Source organism: Roseibium algae, assembly GCF_037783265.1.
In the GTDB taxonomy this organism is placed as follows: domain Bacteria; phylum Pseudomonadota; class Alphaproteobacteria; order Rhizobiales; family Stappiaceae; genus Roseibium; species Roseibium algae.
Genome location: NZ_JBAKIA010000013.1, coordinates 146755 through 164492, shown reverse-complemented (window position 1 = coordinate 164492; position 17738 = coordinate 146755). Strand labels below are relative to the sequence as shown.

Here is a 17738-nt window from a genome sequence, read left to right as displayed (position 1 = left end):
TCCGCCTGCCTCAACACCGCCATGATCTGTGCGTCGCTGTATCGTCCGTTCTTCATCAAAAATCTCCTCAGATATCTTGCCGAGAAAATTCTACTTTTGAACACCACTAATTTTAGGGGGGATTACCGGGGGATCTTGCGGTATTCACTTTGTGATAGTGTCACCGGTCAGGCTTTTCGACTGCGGGCGGGTATCGGTGAGGATTCCCCAAGGTCGAAAGCGATCAAGCCATGGGATGAGGACGGACCGGGAGGCTAAGGGATTGCCTCATACTCAGAGGTCATCCCCGACTTGTTCGGGGATCCAATCCACTCTGCGGCAAAGGTCAGCGGGTTGAAACCGGATATAGCAGCCGACTGCCCGTTGGGATCGTTTCGACGGCGATGTCACGCCTGCCTTAACGCCTGCGGATCCAGTTTTATCGATCCGAATTCTCCATTCCCTCCGGAAAGTCTTGCACCTTGCGGAAGGAGTGGGCATGTAGGCCCTGTGTATCATTCAATCAATCATTCCACCCTGTCCCTTGTCGACCTCGGTTGGTCCGAGTTTTTTGACGATCAGATCGGGTCCGACGAAACGGGTTTGGTCCCGGTGCGTGTCGCGACGGTTCATCGGTCCCGGATGACGGCTCAATCTGTGGCTGGCCCGGTCAAGCTGCGGCTTCCGCCCAAGACGAACACAGCGTATTTTGCCGTGGGGGACTGGGTGCTGACGGAGCCGCGAACGCACCTGCTCGTGCGCCTGCTGGAACGGCATACCCTGCTGCAGCGTCAGACCGAGGGTGCACGTACGTCGCAATTGATCGCCGCGAATGTGGATACGCTCTTCATCGTTACGTCCTGCAACGAAGATTTCAATCACGCCCGGTTGGAGCGCTATCTGGTTCTGGCCAACGAGGCCGGAACGACCCCGGTGGTTGTCCTGACCAAGGCCGATCAAACGGCTGATGTGTCGCCGTTTCTGCAAAAGGCTGCAGAGCTTCAGCGCGATCTTGACGTCGTTGCGGTGAATGCGAAATCAGACGAGGCGATGACCGCCCTGGCGCCTTGGTGCGGGGCTGGGCAAACCGTTGCGCTTGTCGGATCCTCTGGGGTCGGCAAATCAACTCTGCTGAACACCCTTGCGGCCAAGTCGTCCGAGACGGCGCAACCGACAGGCGGTATTCGCAAGGGTGACGACAAGGGACGCCACACCACAACGTCGCGTTCGCTTCATCCCATCATCGGTGGTGGCTGGGTGATTGATACGCCCGGAATGCGGACACTGCATGTGGGCGATGTGGGGATAGGTCTGGACATCTTGTTCTCGGAGATCATGGAACTTGCGCCGCAGTGTCGATTCCGGGATTGCAGCCACACGCAAGAGCCGGGGTGTGCGGTTCAGGCTGCGGTTGCGGCTGGAACCCTCGACCCGGAGCGCCTTGCCCGATGGCGAAAACTTGCCGAGGAAAACCGGGGGAACAGCGTAACTGAATCCGGGCCTCGCGGAAACAAGACCCCCGAGTTTCGCGGCAAACGACGTTAGGCCCAGCGATGGGGGCGGTCTGCTGGAATCCTGTAAATCTGGCTTCCTAGCCCCTTGCTCTGTGATCATCGGCTCACGTTCGCTGATCAAGTGCGTATGTTGTGATGCGGTCCTGAATATGGGGTCAAATGTTGGCAGGGCTGCTCAAATTCACCTTCTGTTTACCATAAATGTGTTGCTAATGACGCAACGTTATTTTTCGAGGCTTGCTTATGTCTGCCTTGTTGCGTTTTCCGTTTTCATGCTCGGCCAAACACTTTGGCGGAGCCTGCCCGAGGGTTCTTTGAGAGCCGATATGAGGTGCCTGGTATGACATCTACGATAAGCCGCCGCAGTTTTGTCGTGGGTCTTCCGCTTCTTTTGGCAGCTTGCGGGAGCCGCAGACCTGCGCGGCTGCCAGCTGGATGGGGCTTTCTTTCGGCTGGAAAACCGGATTATGCCTTGGCCTATGCGCCAGTCACAGATGGCGGGTTTTCGTTGCCGGGTATTCAGTATCAGGACTTTGATGAGCAGTTTCTCAGGCAGTCGGTCTATTATTCGACGCGCTATCCGGCGGGGACCATCGTGGTCGACCCGGCCAAGAAGTTTCTGTATCTGATCCAGTCACGCGGGCGGGCCATGCGCTACGGGATCGGTGTCGGGCGGGCCGGGTTTGCCTGGAATGGCGAGGCCAAAATCGGCTTCAAGCGGGAGTGGCCCAAGTGGTTCCCACCTGCAGAAATGATTGCCCGTGAGCCACACCTTGAGAAATACCGGGACGGTCAGGCAGGCGGTCCGCGCAACCCGATCGGCGCACGTGGTCTTTATCTCTATCAGAACGGCCGGGACACGCTGTACCGGATCCACGGCACCAACGCGCCGAACAGCATCGGCACCAATGCCTCAAGTGGCTGTATCCGCATGTGGCAGCAGGACATCATCGATCTGTATGGCCGGGTCGAAGTCGGAGCCCAGGTTGTGGTTCTGGGGGCGAGTTGATCTCAGCTGCCGATTTTTTCAGCCATGACGGATATGGTCTGGACGTAGACGCTGGCCTTGTTCCATTTTTTCAGCACCTTGTAGTTTGCGGTGCCTGGTCCCCATGGTTGGCCTTTGCGCCAGCCGTGTTTGGCAAGATAATTGGCTGTTGAAGCCAGAACATCAAGTATGGACCGGATCAGGTCAGCGCGGCCGTTTCGGTCATAATCGACAGCGTATTTGACATAGGACGATGCCAGAAACTGGGTCTGGCCGATTTCGCCGGCCCAAGCGCCGCGCATTTCCTCGGGAGCCATGTCGCGCCGCTGGACGATGGTCAGAGCTGCGACCAGTTCGTTGGTGAAGAATTGCGAGCGGCGGCAGTCATAGGCTAGCGTGGCCAAAGACTGGATCACCGGCATTTTACCGGAAAATCCGCCGTAATTGGTTTCCAGGCCCCAGATCGCCAGAAGTATCGGGGTAGGAACGCCGTATTTCTTTTCGACCTTTTTGAAGATGCGGGCATAGGTTTGCCCAAGTTTCTGGCCGCGCCGGATCATGGCGTTGTTGACGCGCTTTGCATAAAACTGTTCAAAGCTGAGCTTGAAGGATTTTTGATTGCGTTCCAGCCGGATGACTTTTGAATTGTATTTGACGTTTTTCAGCGCATTGCGCGCGACGCGTTCCTTGATGCCGTGTTTCGGCGCTTCCTTGATGAACGCCTGACGCCAGGCATCAAATCCGTTCGGTCCATTGCCGCAGGTCGCAGCGAAGGCCGAGCTGCTTAGAACGGCCATATGTCCAAGAAAGGCGATCATGATTAGGCGCATAGGATCCTCACCGTGCTGTCAGGTCTTTTTGACAATCTATCATCATCAAAACGTAGCGTCATCGGTAAGTTCTGCGGAACGGCGTACCGGGTTTGGTCCGCGTATGGGTGTTCCTGCACAGCTTTTCGAAAGCATGATTTCTCTTGCTATCTTTTTTGTAGCGAATTATTGCTATTGAAAATGTAGCGAAATGTGATTGTCATGATTGTTTTTCTCCCGGTTCTGGCGTCGCTTGTCGCATCGTTTGGTTGGGCGACGGGTATTGTTCTGGCACAAGCCCCTGCGCGGGCCCTTGGCGCATTTGAGTTTACGCGTATCCAGCTGATCGCATGTTCTGCAATCGTTGCGCTGTTGTGTTCGGCTCTGGGGTATTGGCAGAGCGTTGACTGGCAGGCCTGGCCTGCATTTGTGTTGAACATTGGCTTGGGGATTTTTCTCGGCAATCTGGCGATGATTGAATGTTTGCGGCGAGGCGGACCGCGGCGTACCGAGCTGTTGTTGTGCCTGAAAGCACCGCTTGTTGCTGCGATGGCGTATCTCTGGCTTGGGGAGGTGCTGCAGCCTGGAGACATTGCCGGTGCAGTTTTTGTGCTGGCCGGAATTGGCTTGGCCATTTTCTACGGCAATGATCCATCTGTCGAAAGTGAACGGATGAGCGGCGGTTTGTTGCCGGTTGTTCTTTTGGGGGCTGGGGCTGCCGCCTTGCAGGGGTTTGGCTATCTGGTCGTCAAACCAATGTTGCTGTCCGGAACAGAGCCTTTGGCGGTCTCTGCCGTACGCCTGCTGGGCGCGGCACTGTTGATTTCGGTGATCGGTCTATGGCCTGCGAAAGCATTCAGGTCTGATGCAGATCTTACGACGATGCTGTTGGCGCGGACCATTCTCCCGGGCTTCATCGGCTATGTGGTGGCATCGTCCCTGCTGCTCTATGCCTTTGCCAATCTCCCTGCCGGGTTGGCGGCGGTGCTGGGCTCGCTCTCGCCGGTTTTCGTGCTTCCCGTCCTGTGGCTCAAGGAGCGGCGACCACCGCGCCCGCAGGCTCTTTTCGGCGCTGCACTCGCGGTGGTCGGGGCCTCGATCATTATGATTTTCTAGTGCGGCAGTCCTAGCCGCGACCTCGATAGGGCTGCACGCCTTGTTCCGGGATCCAGACGTCTGCTGGCTGTGGGCCGGTCTGGTAAAAGACGTCGATGGGAATGCCGCCGCGCGGGTACCAATAGCCGCCGATGCGGAGCCATTTTGGCTCCAGAAGGTCTGCGATCCGCTTGGCGATGGAGACGGTGCAATCTTCATGAAATGCGCCGTGGTTCCGAAACGAGCCGAGGAACAATTTCAGGGACTTGCTCTCTACAAGCCATTGATCCGGCACATAGTCGATCATCAGATGAGCGAAGTCCGGTGCGCCTGTGATCGGGCACAGCGAGGTGAATTCCGGTGCGGTGAAGCGCACCAGATAGCCAGTGCCGGCCTGCGGATTTGGCACCCGCTCCAGAACCGCCTCTTCAGGGGTTTGCGGCAGTTCTGTTGCTCCGCCGAGCTGGGTCAGGTTTTCGTAAATGCTTTTGTCGGTCATGGGTCTAAACTCCGCGAAGGTTGCCCCAGATCAGGGTGTGAAGCTGCGGCAGAACGGTGGCGTCAAACCACCGGTCGTTCGATACCTTGTCGATCAGCCAGCGCATGCGCACCATGATGCCATCAAGGTCGATTTGAGCCAGAGTGCTTTCAGCCTTGTCATCTTCAGCTGGCGGGGGCGTGTGATTGCCGGGCTGCAGGTACATGGGCAAATCAGGATGTCTGTCTGCGACCTCGCGGGCGTAGGCGTAGTCTTCGTCATCGAAGACAACGACTTTCAGCACGATGTCTGTGTCCTGACCTGCAAGCCGAATGCAGTCATATAGGGCGTCCCAGTCGGTTTTCATGCCGCTGGAGGGTGGTTTTGGGCTCAGCGTCAGAACGTCGAGGTCTGCAAACCAGTCTTTTGCAAGGCTGCCCTGTGTTTCCAGAGCGAAGCGATAGCCGTTTTCCTTGCCAAGGGCGATCAATTCGCTGAGCGGCTGGATCGCCGGATTTCCTCCGGACAGTGATATTGTCAAAGGCGTGCCACCGGACAAGGCTTCGACCTGCATCATGATGGCCGAGGCCGTCATGGGAGCCCAGCTGTGTCGGTATTCGCTGTCGACTGCGTGCAGGGTGTCGCACCAGGAGCAGCGATAGTCACAGCCACCGGTGCGCACAAAGACAGTAGGTTTGCCGACCAGAAACCCTTCGCCCTGAATGGTCGGGCCAAAGATTTCGCTGATGCGGATTGGGCTGTTGTTCGATGTTACCGGGGTCTTTGCCTGCAGAGATGGGGCGCTCATGGCCGGTACTCTGCGCAGGTCTTTGGCGTTTCCTTGACGCGGACTGCCGAGATCTCGGGCCAGCGGGCCTTGCACCAGTCATGGAAATGTTTGGCCAACCGTTCGGCGGTGACGCACTCATCGCCGAGGACATCATTCAGGTGCCGGTGATCGAGTGTGTCATCCACATAGGCCTTGAAGGCGCTCAATTCCCGGTAGTCCCGAACGAAGCCTGTGCTGTCCAGCGTGTCAGACTGCAGCTCTACCTCGACCACATAATTGTGGCCATGCAGGCGTGAGCAGGGATGGTCCTCCGCCAAACCAAAGAGCTGATGCGAGGCAGAGAAGTGGAATTCCTTGAAGATGCTAAACATTGCAGGCCGCCTTCCAGAATTCTGTGTCCTCATAGAGGGTCGGGTCCGGGTTGCCAGCCAGATGGAAGGCCTCACGCCGTTCGACGCATGTGCCGCAGCGGCCGCAGTGGCTTTCGCCGCCCTTGTAGCAAGACCAGGTCTGGGTGAAATCGATACCAAGGCGCAGGCCCTCAGCGGCGATGTCAGCCTTGGTCTTATGGACGAATGGCGCGTAGAAGCGGATGTCGCCCATGCCTTCAAGCGCGTGGCGTTGCATGGTCTCAAAAGCCTCAACGAAGCCTGGCCTGCAGTCCGGATAGATGAAGTGATCGCCGCCATGGACTGCCGCTGCAACAGCTTCTGCCCCGCGCGATGAGGCAATGCCGAATGCGATGGCCATCATGATGGCGTTGCGGTTCGGAACCACCGTGGCCTTCATGCTGTCCTCGGCATAATGGCCGTCCGGTACATCCACATCGTCAGTCAGCGCCGAGCCGGAAAGCTGTTGGCCGACATTGGCAATATCGATCAGCGTATAGTCGGTCTTCAGGGTCTCGGCGCAGGTTCTGGCGTAGGCCAGTTCCTTCTTGTGCCGTTGGCCATAGTCGAAAGAGACAAGGCCGATGAGTTCATTTTCGCGTGCAACCTTATGCGCAAGCGTGACGGAATCCAGTCCGCCAGAGCAGATGACTAGTGTTTTCATTTTGGTCCCTTGTTTTCGCGTGAGCCGATGAGGAGATCCTCAAACGACTGCCACCGGGTGGGCTGCGACCGGTGTTTTGCCCTTATGGCAAGTGCGGCCTTCTAACAGGATGAAGCGAAAAGGAAAGGGAAATTTGAAGTGGTCTTGCTGTGTTTGGAGAAAAGCCTGCTTGAGAGAGAACGAGTGCGGTTGAGGTTTGGGGATTGCTCTCAATCGGGCTCTATTGCGCTGCAGCACGAGTGGAGCTAGGCTCCGGCTCCATTTCCCTTAGTGACGGATCATGCATGCTTGAGCAAGCTGGCAATTATGAAGCGCTCCTTGCCAATTTTCGTTGGCAGATCCCGGAGACCTACAACATCGCGCAGAGCGTCTGTGATCGTTGGGCGCTGCAGCAGCCGGATCGTCTGGCCATTCGTCATGTGCGTGAAGACGGGCCTTCCGAGGACTGGAGTTTTGGTGCGCTTTGCGGTGCTGCCAATCGCTTTGCCAATGCGTTGAAGGCAAAGGGCATCAGCCGGGGAGATCGGGTGGCTTTGCTGTTGCCACAGGCACCTGAGACAGCGATTGCCCATCTTGCGACTTACAAGCTTGGCGCTGTCGCCGTGCCGCTGGCTGCGCTCTTCGGGCTGGAGGCGCTCAAGTACCGACTGTCGAATTCCGGCGCCAAGGCGCTTGTGACGGATGCTGCGGGTCTTGCCAAGCTCAGCCAGATCAGGGATGCGGTGCCGGGACTTCAGCTGGTGATTTCGATTGATGGGCCGGACAGCCAGGTCGATGATTTCAACGCACTTCTTGAGCAGGGTTCTGATCGTTTCCAGACACTGCTGACGTCGCCGGATGATCCGGCGATGATGATCTACACCTCTGGCACGACGGGGCAGCCAAAGGGTGTTTTGCATGGCCACCGGGTTTTGCTCGGTCATCTGCCCGGCATCCAGATGTCGCAGAACTTCATGCCGAAGGCGGGTGATTTGTTCTGGACGCCGTCTGACTGGGCCTGGGCGGGCGGATTGCTCAATGCGCTGTTTCCGGCGCTGCACTTTGGCGTGCCGGTGGTGTCCTTCGGATTCAAAAAGTTCGATCCGGAGCGCGCCTTTCAGGTGATGCAGGATGAAGGGGTCCGAAATGCCTTCATTCCACCGACCGCCTTGAAAATGTTGCGGTCTGTCGACAGTCCGGCAAGTCGCTATGATCTGAAATTGCGCAGCGTTGGATCGGCTGGTGAAGCGCTTGGGCGAGAGACCTATGATTGGTTCTCCGAAGAATTTGGTTTTAACGTCAATGAGTTCTACGGGCAGACCGAATGCAACGCGGTGCTTGGATCTTGCAAGAGTGCAGACGTGTCCAGATCTGGGGCCATCGGCAAGCCAATCCCGGGGCATGAGGTTGCGATTATTGATGGTGAGGGCAATGTGTTGCCACCGGAGAGCCTCGGTCAGATTGCGGTGAAGTGGCCTGACCCGGTGATGTTCCTGACTTATTGGGACAATCCGGAGGCCACGGCAGACAAATTCATTGGCGACTGGATGGTTACGGGCGATCAGGGGCTGATGGATGCAGACGGTTATGTTCATTTCGTTGGCAGGGATGATGATGTCATCACGTCGGCAAGTTACCGGATCGGGCCGGGCGAGATCGAAGATTGCCTTTTGACCCATCCTGCGGTCGCCTTGTCGGCAGCCATAGGCAAGCCGGATCCGCTCAGAACGGAGATCGTCAAAGCCTATGTGGTTGTAAAGCCCGGCATTGTTGCGGATGCGGATCTGGAAGGGGAAATTCGCGCCTATGTTCGCCAGAGGCTGTCAGCGCATGAATATCCGCGCGAGATCGAATTTGTTCCAGATCTGCCGATGACGACAACCGGCAAGGTCATTCGTCGGAAGCTGCGCGAAAGGGCGCAGGATGAAACCGATCAGCCTGTGTAAGGTGGATTGTGTTTTAGCTGGGCCGTCGCAGGATTTTGCGGGCGATCTTGCGGATATCTTGCTCCAGGGACTGGTCGTATTTTGCGGCAGCTTGCAGCAGGCGGCCAGAGACTGATTTGGCGCAAAACAGTGTGCCATACCGCAAGCGCCCACGCCACAGCGGTTCGATCATCGGATGCCCGGGTATGGCGAGAGAATCTGCGCTGATGATTGTTGGATCGCTCAAATTTCGCTCGAATGCAAACAAGGTGATGTGCGCTCCAGGCGAATAACGCGAGAAGTCCTGATCATAGGCAATCTTCCAGGAAAAGGCCTGATCGGCTTCCAGCATAATCAGCAGCATGGCAATGGGCTGACCTGCAACACGGAGGGCATCAATGCGAATGCCGTTGGAGGCTTCACGTCCGGTGATCATGTCACGGGCGAAACAGGCTGTGCTGTTTTGGCTGAGCAGGGCGCTGCCTCGTTTGCCTTTCCAGCCGGAGGCTTCGAGGTCTAGAAATCTCTCAAATTGATCCAGCGCGTCCGTGCCAATGTGGCTTTCGAACGTGACTTCGCCATGGGCTGACAAGCGCCGAAGAAGGCGGGACAGCTCCTTGCGTCGTTTGCCACTGTAGGCTCTGGAAAATTGTTCTTCCCCTTCCAGTTCATTGCCGTGAGCGGCCCTATGAGATTGGGATCCAATGCGCGCTGTCCAGCCGGGCGCTGCCTGAAGAGCTTGTGCTGTGTGGCTGTCCAGAGGCATGTAAGGGAACGCGATCAGAGGCTTGCCGGTTGCCTTGTTGGCCAGTGACAAGAATGCAGGGATGGTTGGGGCTGGCGCTTGTGGCGAGAGAAGAGGTACGCCGAGCGGGCCATATTCGGTCGCAAGGCTTGTTGCCGCCGGTACGAAGAGCCCTAACTTGCGAGAGGCCATGGGAGCCGCCATCAGCCAGTGGCCGGTTTTTCTTGATCGAATGACATAGAGACTGACGTTGGTCTGGTTCATGTTGCGCAGAAACGGGACGAGAAACTCAGGCCCGAAAAAGGGGTTTGGATCCAGGCTTTTTAATGCAAGGCGATGCCAGGCGTTCCAATGGTTCTCTGCGCTATCCGAATCCAGGGTCAGCGTTTCAAGGTTGTTTGGATCTGTCGGCTCATCGCCGTCCACATTGTCTCTGGCGCTGCCTTGTGGATCTGGGGCCGTTTGAAACCCGCTCACCTGGTCGATCCCTTGTTGTCGGCTTTCGAAAACAAGATGAAGGTGCGGATTTGAAGCTTGCGGTGCGCTGTAATGCTCAGGCAGGTGGCTTCAAAGATGATCGAGGCACTGGTGGCGATGGCCGCCCCCATCAGTCCGAACTTCGGGATCAGCAGAAGATTAAGCAGGACATTGGCGGCGAAGGTTGCAGAGTATATGAGGGCGCAGCTTTTCTGGTGTCCGCTCATGGTCAAGAGGGCATCAATCGGGCCGACGGATGAACGGGCCAGAACCCCGACCAGTAGCACGGCGATCAAGGGGTATCCGGCCCCAAAGCCCGCGCCAAAGAGGCTCAGAAGCAGCGGGGCGACCAGAAGAAGGCCGATGCCTGCGGTGAGGGATGGCCAGAACGTCCAGATGGTTGCCTGTCTGACGTAGTTTTCCAGGCCAGTTTGGTCATTTGAATGGACGAAGCCTGAGAACCGGTGGGCCGAGGCGGCGCGGACTGCAAAATAGACGAAATGCACCAGGGCGAGTGTCTTGGACGCGGCGAAATAAACGGCGACTTCCTCAGGAGAGTGCCAGAAGCTGACCATGATGACATCAGCGCTGGTGATCAGCTGGAGGAAGCCCTCGACCATCAACATGGGCAAGGATATCGCCAGCCATCCTGACAACTCGATCTTCCGTGGCCCCGGCTGGACCTTGTTGGCAAGGCGTCGTTTGAGCGCAATGACCTGATAGATGGCAACGAGCCATGTTGCGATAACCGCTGCGGCTGCAGCGGTCATTGCGGTGGCAGGTTCTCCGCTCAAAATCAGTCCGAGAACCAGTCCGATGATCACAAGCGGTCGCCAGATATAGGTTGGCAGCATGGCCAGAGATGGCCAGTCATAACTGCGGGCAATGCCGTCCTGCACGCCGCCAAGGGCAAACAGTGGCAAGGCCGTCAGAATGATGATCAGCGGCCAGACGTAGAAGGGTTCGATGGTTTGGCGCAGCAGCCAGACCCCCAGCATGCCAAATCCCGCCAGAACCGTTGCTGCAACAAGCGCACTGAGGCGACTGGTCAGTAGAAAACCGCGCAGGCGTGGCAGGTCGCCGGTTTTGTCATATTGCGGGATGAAGCGGTTGGGCGAGGATGAAAACCCGATACAGGCGAAGACACCGAGCACGATGATGACGGTCCAGGCGACTGAATAGATGCCGTATTCATGGGCTCCCATCCATCGGGCAAGCAAAATCTGCGACAGATAGGCGAGGCCAGCACCCAAAACCCTTATGGCGAATGTGGACAGGGCCATGCGCGATGCGCCCCCACTAATGAGAATCAGCGCGCGATCCAGTAGTGCGGCAAGGGGGTGCCAAGCATCATACCGCTGCAAGCGTTGTGTCCATGTTCTCGTCAGAAGCCGCAATCGTACATGTCCCCAGATCAAAACCTGCGTAATTCTGACATGAGGGGTTTAAGATTCTGTGGCTTTTTTCTGATTGCTGCATGCGTTGTTTTCCTGGATATCAAAGTCTCGTTTGGGAATGTTTGAATTGAAGCCGATTTCTGTCTCTGCCTGAGTTGCTATTTTGCCTCTTGACTCTGAGGCTCAGCTCCGGAATTTACAAGAACAAATATAGAACAAAATAACAGATGCCTGAAAACAGGTTCTGTTGTGCAGAAGGTTCCAGAACTATGACGGACCTTTCCGAACTGCGTCGCCGCATTGCGGATATTGAAGGAGGCCTCCCTTCGCAGATGCAGTTCGCACCGGTCCCTGCCTCCGCCGCTAGGAAGTAGGGACCGGAAAATTATACAATTTTCTAGCGCAGAGGATTGGCCTCCCAAATTGGCTGAACGGGGCGATCTGGATTTGTTCCTTACAAGCCGGTGAAGCCAGTGAATTGATCTTTGTTTCCGGTTGTTGGGGGGCTTGATGAATGCTATCGGATCGTGCTTTTTGTGATCATTAAAGTTGTCTGTTGAATTTAATTTATCTGGTTTATTTCCTTGGTTTTTTCATAAGATAGGGTGGTTTTATGGTCCTCTATATATCGTGCATTTTAAATGATTTTCTTTAAATTAATGAATTATATCAGCTGTTTAATTGTTATCTGGCGCTCTTAAGAATGTGTGCTTTTTGGGCTGTATTATAACTTGTTGACTTTGTTGGCCTTCTTATCATATGAATTGGTGAATTGAAAAGGTAGCAGTGATGACCCCTGAGCAACTCAAAACCAAAATTTCTTCTGGCCTCCTTTCATTCCCGGTGACGCATTTTCGCGAAGATGGCTCCCTGGAATTGGACAGCTATCAGTCTCATGTTGAATGGCTTGCCCGGTTTGATGCGGCTGCCTTGTTCGCAGCTGGCGGGACTGGCGAGTTTTTCTCGATGTCTCCGGCTGAAGTTGGCAGTGTCGTCAAGGCTGCCAAGGAAGCTGCTGGCGATGTCCCGATTATTTCCGGGTGTGGTTATGGCACTGAACTGGCGAAGGACATTGCTGCAAGAGCAGAAAAAGCCGGGGCTGATGGTCTTCTTTTGCTACCCAACTACCTGATCACCGGGCCTCAGGAAGGTCTGTATCGCCATGTTAAAGCAGTCTGTGCATCCACCGGGCTTGGTGTGATGGTCTACAACCGTGACAACAGTGTTCTCGGTGTTGAGACCTTGAAGCGCCTTGTTGATGAATGTCCGAACCTGATCGGATTCAAAGACGGTACTGGAAAAGTTGACCTTGTTCGCGAAATTACCGCGACGCTGGGTGATCGGCTTTGCTATGTGGGCGGTATGCCGACCCATGAGCTCTATGCCGAAGCGCTGTATGGCGCCGGTGTGACCACATATTCGTCAGCGGTCTTCAATTTCGTTCCTGATCTTGCCTTGCGATTTTTCAATGCTCTGCGCGGCGGTGATCGGAAAACTGTTCAGACCATACTTGAAGACTTTTTCTTTCCTTTCGCAAAGATCCGTGATCGGCAGGCCGGTTATGCGGTTTCTGCAATCAAGGCAGGTGTTGGCATTGCTGGCTTCAAGCCAGGGCCAGTGCGTCCGCCTCTGACGGATCTGAGCGAGGAAGAAGTTGAAATGCTCCGGACACTTGTTGAGAAAGTCAGCGTGAGCTGAGGTTCCGGTAAGTGCCGTTTCATAACCATGGTGCGTGGCACGCCACGTATCAGAAATAATTCGTAATGGGAGGTTATTATGTTGAAAAAATTGGCTCTTGTGTTGGCTGCTGCAGCTTCGTTCGGCTTTACGGCCCCTGGAAGCGCTTTCGCTGAATACCCAGCGAGGGATATTCGCGTTGTTGTGCCTTGGGGCGCTGGCGGCGGGACGGACGGCATTGTTCGCAAGCTTACCCAGATCGCTGAGAAATCCATTGGTGCCTCAATGTATGTTGAGAACATCGAGGGCGGCATCAGTGCGACTGGCATTGCCAAGGTCATGAAGGCCAAGCCCGATGGGTACACGATTGGTGCGCTGACCTATGATAGCGTGATCACAGTGCCGTGGCAGGGTCTTTTGCCGAGCTACAAAATGGACAAGCTGAAGCTGATTGCCCGGGTGACCAGTGAACCTGATGCGCTTATCGTTTCCAAGGACGCTCCTTACGAAACGGTCAAGGACCTTATTGCAGACGCGAAAGCGAACCCAGGAAAGGTCAAGGTCGGCATTCAGAACATTGGCTCACGCACGCATTTGGCTCTTCTTCAATTGCAGGAAGAAACGGGTGTTACATTCAACCTGATCGCTTATCCCGGCGGTGCTGCTTTGCAAAAAGAAGCGATCCTGAATGGCGAAGTGGCTGTTGTCGCGACCAGCCTGGGCGATTTGGCAGGCCTAATTCAGGGCGGGGATGCACGCGGTTTGATGGAATTCTCCGGCACTCGGAATCCAACTTATGAAACTGTGCCATCCGCTGCTGATGAAGGGCTTGATGTTCGTATGGGCAGCTTTATCGTTCTAGCTGTGCCAGCCCGGACACCTGACGATGTCGTGGCCAAGATTGAAGGCGCGTATAAGGCAGCGCTCGATGGCGAAGAGTTCCAGACTTGGGTTGCAAATGTCGGTGTTACGCCGGACTGGATTGGCTCTGCCGATGTCACGGGATGGTCGGAAGAAACATCTGAAGTGCTGTTCAAGCAGATGGATGATTTGGTGGCGCGCGGTGTGATCTCCAAATAGAACACCTTTGACAAGCTATATAGAAGTGCCAGCGTTTCGCTGGCACTTCGCTTTTGCAGCAAGGAATGGCTGAGATGCAAAATGCCAGAGTTACGTTGGCTCGTTGTGGCTTTCCGCTCTTTTTGATGGTTTTGACGACAGCCTATCTGGTCGCCACCTATCAGATCAGAGTTCAATTTAGTGAAGGTTTGGTCGGCCCCCGGTTTATGCCATTCCTTGCCGCTGGATTGACCTACATCTGTCTGCTTAGAATTCTATGGAAAGAGACACGTAACAGCGATGATGTCGGGCAATCTCAGTCGCTGGTTCGACCCGCGATCGTTGTTGTCGTGACCATCGGCTATGTCGCTCTGTTCGAAATGCTCGGCTATGCGATTTCGACCTTTATCTTCTCTCTCTGTTTGTTCGGTGTCTTTGGCTTTGAGCGGGAGCGGCCGGTGTTCATGTTGCTCTATGCCGCTGCTGTGACATTCGTCTTTTATCTGTTGTTCGGTGTGGCGTTCGATATTCGCTTGCCTGTCATTCCAGGGATCTTGTGATGCAGTTCTTCATGGAGGTTCTTCAGGGGTTCGCCGTGTTGGCGCGGCCTGATGTTCTCGGGTTCATGGTGCTTGGCTTCTTTATTGGAGCTTTCTTTGGGGCCATGCCAGGTCTCACGTCGGTTCTGGCCATCGCACTACTTTTGCCGGTGACCTACAGCATCGATGTCGTGCCTGCTCTGGTTATGTGTGCGTCTATTTTTATGTCTGGCATGTATGCAGGCAGTATCACGGCGACTACGATCAATATCCCCGGTGCCCCATCTTCTATGATGACTGCAATCGAAGGCAACAGCTTGATGCGGAAGGGCAAAGGTGCCAACGCATTGGGCCATGCTGCTCTGGGGTCCATGATTGGCGGCAGCATAGGAGCATTGTTGCTGATCTGTTTGATGCCGCTTGCCTCTCAAGCATCCCTGCTCATTCAAACCCCCGGCAAGTTTTCCCTGGTGTTGTTCGCACTGGTGGTGATCATCATTGTGGAGCGGGCCGAGCTGAGCAAAGGCATTGTTGCAACAATGCTTGGAATCATGGTTGCGACCATCGGTATTGATGTCATGCAGCCGATCCCGCGTATCAACTTTGGAACCGAAGTTCTGGTCGAGGGCATCGACATGATGCCGATCATTATCGGGACATTCGCGATTTGCGAAGTGCTTCTTCAAGCGCAAATGTATTCTGTCAGATCCAGCGGTGAGGGCGAAGTGCCTGCCAACATGCCGACCATACGGCGACGCGACTTCCTGCCCAAGTGGTCCGAGGTGCGCGAAATTGGCTTGTTTACTTACGTGAAGAGCGCGCTGATTGGCTACGGGATTGGCGTTTTGCCGGGAGCCGGTGGTTCCATGGCAGCCTTTGTCGCATATGCAGATGCCAAGCGCGGGTCGAAAAAGCCGGAAGAATATGGCAAAGGCAGCCGTGAAGGCATTGCTGCTGCGGAATCCGCAAACAACTCCATGTGTGGTGGGGCGTTCGTTCCAATGCTGATGTTCGGGATCCCCGGAGACCCGACCACAGCGGTCGTGCTTGGTGTCTTGATTATCAATGGCCTGCAGCCGGGGCCTCGGCTTCTTGAGAACCAGGCCGATCTGATCGCGCCGATGTTTGCGTCGCTCTTTGTCAGTGCCTTGATCCTGATCCCCCTGACCCTGTTCTTGTTGGGGCCGTGGTTCGTTCGGATTGTCTCAATTCCGCGCGGTCTTCTCTATGCGTCCATTTCTGTTGTTGCGCTTGTGGGAAGTTATGTCGCGACGTTCTCGATCTTCCAGATGTCACTTGCAATTGCATTCGGTGTTTTGGCGTTCTTCATGCGCCGCAACGGCTACCCGACTGTGTCGCTCTTGCTCGGCTACATATTGGGGCCGGATCTTGAGCAATATCTGCGGCGATCCCTGTCCTTGAATGACAATGATCCGACGGTCTTTCTGACCCATCCAGACAGCTTGTTTTTCCTCGCTCTGACCGCTTTCTTTTTCTACATTATGGTGGTTCGGCAGTCGAAAACCGGCAAGGGTGGTACCTCCTCCGTGCCATAGCGTTGATCGCACAACAGGCGGAACGTGCCCTTATCAATCAGTCGATGGCCAGTGGTTGGCTGTCTGCAATTTCTTCGAAGACGACATTGAGGACTTCATGAGCACATTGACCGGTAAACATCTGATCGCAGGCAATTGGGTGTCAGGAGACACTGAGTTTCCCAGTTCACCTTCGCGTGGCGAGCCTTTGAAGTATGCAGTTGGAACACCTGCACATATCGATGCTGCCGTGACTGCTGCCGAAGAGGCCTTTCTGAGTTACGGTTATTCCACGCGGGCAGAGCGTGCAGTCTTTCTGACTGCGATTGCCGATGAAATCGAAGCCCGCGGTGAAGCGATTACAGAGATCGGAACCGCGGAAACGGGACTGCCGGAAGCTCGTTTGAACGGCGAACGTGGGCGAACAACCGGCCAATTGCGACTGTTTGCAAGTCACATCGAAGATGGGGATTATCTCGACCGTCGCCACGATGAGGCTCTGCCAGATCGTCAGCCTTTGCCGCGTCCAGATCTGCGCATGATCCAGCGCCCGATTGGCCCGGTTGCTGTGTTTGGGGCTTCCAACTTCCCTCTTGCGTTCTCTACGGCAGGTGGAGATACGGCTGCTGCTTTGGCGGCGGGCTGCCCCGTTGTTGTAAAGGGGCATTCGGCTCACCCGGGAGTTGGCGAGCTTGTGGCACAGGCCGTTGATGCTGCTATCAAGACTTGCGGTGTCCATCCTGGTGTCTTTTCTCTGGTTCAAGGTGGAACACGCGAGACTGGACAGGCGCTTGTCACGCACCCCTTGATCAAGGCCGTTGGATTTACCGGTTCGCTGGCCGGTGGACGGGCGTTGTTTGATCTATGTGCCTCGCGTGAAGAGCCTATTCCTTTCTTTGGTGAGTTGGGTTCGGTCAATCCAATGTTCTTGCTGCCTGAGGCGGTCAAAAACCGTCCTGACGATATGGGCAAGGGCTGGGCTGGCTCATTGACCATGGGGGCTGGGCAGTTTTGCACCAATCCGGGTATTGCCGTGGTGATTGATGGTCCTGAAGCTGATGCATTTGTCGACGCTGCAAAAGCTGCACTTGACCCTTCTCAAACCCAAACAATGCTGACGGACGGTATTGCCGAGGCTTATCGAGCTGGCCGTGATCAGGTCGCCGGCACCTCTGGGGTACAGGAGTTGCTGACGTCCACATGTGATCTTCGCAATGCGACGCCTTATCTCTTTTCAACAAGTGGCTCAAATTGGCTTGCCAATGAGGTGCTTGGCGAGGAAGTCTTTGGGCCATTGGGCCTGGTTGTACGCGTCTCGGGATTTGAGGAAATGCTAAGTGTTGCTCAAAGTCTGAAAGGGCAGCTCACCTGTACATTGCATCTGGATGAGGGTGATTTCGAGCATGGGCGAAAGCTCATGCCGGTTCTGGAGCGTAAGGCTGGACGTGTGTTGGCAAATGCATTCCCGACCGGAGTGGAGGTCAGTGACACAATGGTGCACGGCGGACCTTATCCAGCCTCGACCAATTTCGGAGCAACGTCGGTGGGCACGATGTCTATTCGCCGTTTTCTGCGCCCTGTCTGTTATCAGGGAATCCCAGTCGATCTTCTACCTGAAGACTTGAAAGGCAATGACCAAGTTTTCCTTGGTTAATTGCCGATTAGGGTCAGAACCCTAACCTTAAAAGGAACCCGATGC

The 17738-nt window shown here is 55.4% G+C and carries 17 protein-coding genes; 10 read left to right on the top strand and 7 right to left on the bottom strand.

Features of this window, described 5'->3' with window-relative positions; genetic code table 11:
- The 3 genes from V6575_RS17480 to V6575_RS17470 all read left to right on the top strand — a co-directional run.
- Positions 1–258 (top strand): hypothetical protein (locus V6575_RS17480; RefSeq protein WP_340276153.1); only part of this gene is annotated, 258 nt, incomplete at its 5' end.
- Between the two features lie 231 nt (positions 259–489).
- Entirely contained in the window at positions 490–1524 is a 1035-nt protein-coding gene (rsgA, locus tag V6575_RS17475; RefSeq protein ID WP_340276152.1) for a ribosome small subunit-dependent GTPase A, read from the top strand.
- 309 nt (positions 1525–1833) lie between these two features.
- Positions 1834–2502 carry a L,D-transpeptidase gene (locus V6575_RS17470; RefSeq protein ID WP_340276151.1) on the top strand — a complete coding sequence of 223 codons (669 nt, stop codon included), beginning with the start codon at positions 1834–1836 and terminating at the stop codon, positions 2500–2502.
- 2 nt (positions 2503–2504) lie between these two features.
- Here V6575_RS17470 and V6575_RS17465 read toward each other — a convergent pair whose 3' ends face one another.
- Positions 2505–3299 (bottom strand): lytic murein transglycosylase, encoded by a 795-nt coding sequence (locus tag V6575_RS17465; protein ID WP_340276150.1) that lies wholly within the window; start codon positions 3297–3299, stop codon positions 2505–2507.
- A gap of 213 nt (positions 3300–3512) precedes the next feature.
- Here V6575_RS17465 and V6575_RS17460 point away from each other — a divergent pair, with 213 nt between their 5' ends.
- Positions 3513–4406 carry a DMT family transporter gene (locus V6575_RS17460; RefSeq protein WP_340276149.1) on the top strand — a complete coding sequence of 298 codons (894 nt, stop codon included), beginning with the start codon at positions 3513–3515 and terminating at the stop codon, positions 4404–4406.
- 10 nt (positions 4407–4416) lie between these two features.
- Here the strand turns inward: V6575_RS17460 and queF are convergent, their stop codons facing one another.
- The 4 genes from queF to queC are packed head-to-tail and all read right to left on the bottom strand — an operon-like array spanning position 4417 to position 6706.
- The gene (gene queF, locus V6575_RS17455; protein ID WP_340276148.1) at positions 4417–4884 is read right to left on the bottom strand and encodes a preQ(1) synthase; all 468 of its coding nucleotides are present in this window, start codon (positions 4882–4884) and stop codon (positions 4417–4419) included.
- A 4-nt stretch (positions 4885–4888) separates the two neighbouring features.
- The gene (queE, locus tag V6575_RS17450; protein ID WP_340276147.1) at positions 4889–5671 is read right to left on the bottom strand and encodes a 7-carboxy-7-deazaguanine synthase QueE; all 783 of its coding nucleotides are present in this window, start codon (positions 5669–5671) and stop codon (positions 4889–4891) included.
- Complete coding sequence (queD, locus tag V6575_RS17445) at positions 5668–6024, bottom strand: 6-carboxytetrahydropterin synthase QueD (protein WP_340276146.1); 357 nt, start codon at positions 6022–6024, stop codon at positions 5668–5670. Before queD ends, queE begins: the two co-directional genes overlap by 4 nt.
- Positions 6017–6706, bottom strand: coding sequence for a 7-cyano-7-deazaguanine synthase QueC (queC, locus tag V6575_RS17440; protein WP_340276145.1), 690 nt, complete (start codon positions 6704–6706; stop codon positions 6017–6019). Before queC ends, queD begins: the two co-directional genes overlap by 8 nt.
- A 284-nt stretch (positions 6707–6990) precedes the next feature.
- On the opposite strand from queC, the gene V6575_RS17435 reads away from it, so the two are divergent.
- Positions 6991–8631, top strand: coding sequence for an acyl-CoA synthetase (locus V6575_RS17435; RefSeq protein ID WP_340276144.1), 1641 nt, complete (start codon positions 6991–6993; stop codon positions 8629–8631).
- 13 nt (positions 8632–8644) lie between these two features.
- Here the strand turns inward: V6575_RS17435 and V6575_RS17430 are convergent, their stop codons facing one another.
- Positions 8645–9832 (bottom strand): GNAT family N-acetyltransferase, encoded by a 1188-nt coding sequence (locus tag V6575_RS17430; protein WP_340276143.1) that lies wholly within the window; start codon positions 9830–9832, stop codon positions 8645–8647.
- Positions 9829–11115 (bottom strand): lipopolysaccharide biosynthesis protein, encoded by a 1287-nt coding sequence (locus tag V6575_RS17425; protein ID WP_340276142.1) that lies wholly within the window; start codon positions 11113–11115, stop codon positions 9829–9831. The genes V6575_RS17430 and V6575_RS17425 overlap by 4 nt, the downstream gene beginning before the upstream one ends.
- Before the next feature lie 903 nt (positions 11116–12018).
- Between V6575_RS17425 and kdgD the strand changes: the two genes are divergently transcribed.
- The 5 genes from kdgD to V6575_RS17400 all read left to right on the top strand — a co-directional run bounded on the left by kdgD (position 12019) and on the right by V6575_RS17400 (position 17693).
- Entirely contained in the window at positions 12019–12927 is a 909-nt protein-coding gene (gene kdgD / locus V6575_RS17420) for a 5-dehydro-4-deoxyglucarate dehydratase (protein WP_340276141.1), read from the top strand.
- A gap of 78 nt (positions 12928–13005) precedes the next feature.
- Positions 13006–13986, top strand: a complete 981-nt coding sequence (locus tag V6575_RS17415) for a tripartite tricarboxylate transporter substrate binding protein (protein ID WP_340276140.1) — start codon at positions 13006–13008, stop codon at positions 13984–13986.
- Positions 13987–14051: 65 nt separating this feature from the next.
- The gene (locus V6575_RS17410) at positions 14052–14525 is read left to right on the top strand and encodes a tripartite tricarboxylate transporter TctB family protein (RefSeq protein WP_340276139.1); all 474 of its coding nucleotides are present in this window, start codon (positions 14052–14054) and stop codon (positions 14523–14525) included.
- Positions 14525–16060, top strand: a complete 1536-nt coding sequence (locus V6575_RS17405; protein ID WP_340276138.1) for a tripartite tricarboxylate transporter permease — start codon at positions 14525–14527, stop codon at positions 16058–16060. The genes V6575_RS17410 and V6575_RS17405 overlap by 1 nt, the downstream gene beginning before the upstream one ends.
- A 97-nt stretch (positions 16061–16157) precedes the next feature.
- A complete protein-coding gene (locus V6575_RS17400) occupies positions 16158–17693 on the top strand; it encodes an aldehyde dehydrogenase (NADP(+)) (protein WP_340276137.1) in 1536 nt (511 codons plus the stop codon).
- Positions 17694–17738: the final 45 nt, after the last annotated feature.